This is a genomic window from Actinomadura roseirufa (genome assembly GCF_900659635.1).
Lineage (GTDB): Bacteria > Actinomycetota > Actinomycetes > Streptosporangiales > Streptosporangiaceae > Spirillospora > Spirillospora roseirufa.
In genome coordinates this window covers 1-2,987 of record NZ_CAACVB010000487.1, presented here as the reverse complement: position 1 = coordinate 2,987, position 2,987 = coordinate 1, and the positions used below count along the sequence as shown (strand labels likewise).

At 73.3% G+C, this 2,987-nt stretch carries 5 protein-coding genes; all 5 read left to right on the top strand.

Annotated elements, in window-relative coordinates; genetic code table 11:
• On the top strand, positions 1–446 hold a 446-nt coding region (locus E1291_RS40580; RefSeq protein ID WP_131743338.1), incomplete at its 5' end, for a DUF881 domain-containing protein.
• Positions 447–540: 94 nt separating this feature from the next.
• The gene (locus E1291_RS40575) at positions 541–885 is read left to right on the top strand and encodes a small basic family protein (protein WP_242614684.1); all 345 of its coding nucleotides are present in this window, start codon (positions 541–543) and stop codon (positions 883–885) included.
• On the top strand, positions 882–1,694 hold the full coding sequence (locus E1291_RS40570; RefSeq protein WP_131743336.1) for a DUF881 domain-containing protein: 813 nt from the start codon (positions 882–884) through the stop codon (positions 1,692–1,694). The genes E1291_RS40575 and E1291_RS40570 overlap by 4 nt, the downstream gene beginning before the upstream one ends.
• Positions 1,695–2,026: 332 nt before the next feature.
• Positions 2,027–2,563 carry an FHA domain-containing protein gene (locus E1291_RS40565; RefSeq protein WP_131743334.1) on the top strand — a complete coding sequence of 179 codons (537 nt, stop codon included), beginning with the start codon at positions 2,027–2,029 and terminating at the stop codon, positions 2,561–2,563.
• Between the two features lie 64 nt (positions 2,564–2,627).
• The coding region (ftsR, locus tag E1291_RS40560; protein ID WP_131743332.1) for a transcriptional regulator FtsR at positions 2,628–2,987 on the top strand (360 nt) is incomplete at its 3' end.

The window sequence follows — 2,987 nt, the reverse complement described above, 5'->3', positions numbered from 1 at the left end:
CCGCGGCCGCGGCGCCCGCGGCCGGGTCCGGGCTGGTGGTCGCGCTGGACGACGCGCCGCGCCGGGACCGAGGGGCCCGCGGCGCGCGCGGCGGCGACGAGGGCCGGGTCTATGATCAGGACCTCCAGGCCGTGGTGAACGGGCTCTGGGCCGCGGGGGCGCGGGCCGTCGGGATCAACGGCCAGCGGATCACGCCGACGACGGCGATCCGGACCGCGGGGGAGGCGATCCTCGTCGACTACCGTCCCCTGCGCGGCCCGTACGAGGTGGCGGCGCTGGGGGAGCCCCGGCGCCTGGAGGAGGCGTTCACCGGCTCCGCCGCCGACCGGCGGATGCTCCAGCTGCGGGACCGCTACGGGATCCGGTACGGTGCGCACCGCTCGGGCGAGGTGCGCCTCCCCGCCGCCGCGGGGCTCGCCCTCAGGTACGCCGGGCCGGTCCGGTGAGCGGAACCGTGGTGAGCGGAACCGTGGTGAACGGCACCGTGGTGAGCGGGGCGGTGGTGAGCGGGGCGGCCGGTGGACGGGACGAGCGGGGGAGGTGGACCCGAGGGTGATCGCGCTGATCGGCCTCGCGATCGGGGTCGCGCTGGGCTTCGTGTTCGAGCCGACGGTGCCGCTGTGGCTCCAGCCGTACCTGCCGATCGCGATCGTCGCGGCGCTGGACGCAATGTTCGGCGGCGTGCGGGCCCGGCTGGAGGGGATCTTCGACGAGAAGGTGTTCGTCGTCTCCTTCGTCAGCAACACCATTATCGCCGCGCTGATCGTGTTCCTGGGCGACCAGCTCGGCGTGGGGTCCCAGCTGTCCACCGGCGTCGTGGTCGTCCTCGGCATCCGGATCTTCGCCAACGCCGCGGGCATCCGGCGGAAGCTGTTCGGCGCGTGAGCGGGCCGGGCGACGCCTCGGGCGCTCCGCGCGCGTCCCAGGAGCCGCGGAGGACCCAGGGCGGGGCGACGGCGGGCGAGGGCGCCTCAGCCGCCCCTGCCGTCCCTGAGGACGCCGTGGAGGCGTCCAAGACGGGTCTGGCGGGAGTCCTGGACCTCCTGCGGCCGCGGACGACCTGGGGGCAGCTCGTCGGCGGTGTCCTGTGCCTCATGCTCGGCTTCGCGGTGGTGGCCCAGGTGCAGACCACCAAACGCGACACGACCTTCGCCACTGCTCGCCAGGACGAGCTCGTGGGAATCCTGTCCGACCTGGGCCAGCGGTCCGAGCGGCTGAGGGGTGACCTCCGTGACCTGGAGGAGACCAAAGGCAAACTCGAACGCGACGCACAGGGCGGCACGGCCCTGGAAGAGGCGCGCGAGCGGGCGACCACCTACGGACTTCTCGCGGGAACCCTTCCCGCCGAGGGGCCCGGCATCGAGCTGCGGATCGATGACACGCGGCACGGGGTCCGGGCCATGCACCTGCTGGACGCGCTCCAGGAACTGCGCGACGCGGGCGCCGAGGTGATCCAGATCAACGAGGTGCGCGCCGGGGTCGACACCTACTTCCTGGACGAGCAGGACGAGGTCCAGGTGGACGGGCGGCTCCTGCGCGCTCCCTACGTCCTGCTGGCCATCGGAGACCCGCACACGATGACCACCGCCCTCAATATTCCCGGCGGCGTCGTGAAGACGCTGCGCGGCGCCGGGGCGGCCGTGTCGATCGACCCGCGCGCGAAGATCTCCGTCAGCGCGGTACGGTCTCGGTAGAGGGAGAACGGGGGGCCACGGTGGACAGGGTGTACCGGACGCCGGCCCGGAGTCGTGACCAGGGCCGTCCGCGCGGCGGCGTAGACCTGCGATCATTGACGAATGTAGTTTGGGGCGGTCGGATCACCGTTCCGGTTGACCCCTCGGGTGATAGCCGCGTAAGTTGCGGCGACCGTCGTGTGAGCGGGCGGTGAGCAGGACCGGTAGTTGGACCGAGGTCGGGGGCGGGTCCCCGGCGTGGGTTGGTTGATGGATGCGCGCGGCGCGCGCGGCTCCCGCGTCAGCGGGACGTCCGCGGGCGGCACGCCGATGGTAGGAGGCCGAGCCGATCGATGCCGAGCGTCTACTGCACGCAGTGCGGTCACGCCAACCCGGATGATGCCCGCTTCTGCTCGAACTGCGGCACTCCGCTGACCCGGAGTTCCCCGTCGCCGCTGCCTCCCCGGGAGTCGCCCGGCGAGTCCACGTCGACGATCTCCATCGGCGGTTTCGAGGCACTCGACGCCGACCAGGGCGGCGAGGAGCCCGTCGGCCCCGAGCAGGTGGCCGTCGAGGCGCTGCCGCCCGGGTCGGCGCTGCTGGTGGTCAAGCGCGGGCCGAACGCCGGCAGCCGCTTCCTGCTCGACAAGGACCGCACGTCCGCCGGCCGCCATCCCGAGAGCGACATCTTCCTGGACGACGTCACCGTGTCCCGCCGGCACGCCGAGTTCGCCCGCCAGGGCGGCGTGTTCTCGGTGCGCGACGTGGGCAGCCTGAACGGCACCTACGTCAACCGGCAGCGGATCGACCAGGCCGGCCTGTCCGGCGGCGACGAGGTCCAGATCGGCAAGTTCCGGCTGGTGTTCCTGACCAACCCGCAGTACGGCTGACGGAACGGCGCCCGGCGAGGGCGGCAGGGGGGAGTGCGGGGTCGCGGCGAGGATGGGAGGGGCCATGAACGCGCAGCCAGCCCGGTCCCTGATGACCATCGGGGACGTCATCGGGCTGCTCAGGCCCGACTTCCCCGACATCACGATCTCCAAGATCCGGTTCCTGGAGTCGGAGGGGCTGATCGAGCCGCAGCGCAGCCCGGCGGGCTACCGCAAGTTCGGCGCGGCCGACGTCGAACGGCTCCGGTTCGTCCTGACCGCCCAGCGCGACCACTACGTGCCGCTGCGGGTGATCAGGCAGCACCTGCAGGCCCGCGACCGCGGTGAGTCCGTCCCCCCGCTCGGCGCGCCCCGCGCCGGCGACGCCCAGCCCGGCCATCAGCCAGGGCGCGCGGCCGCAGCCGCCGGCGGCGGCGCCCACGTG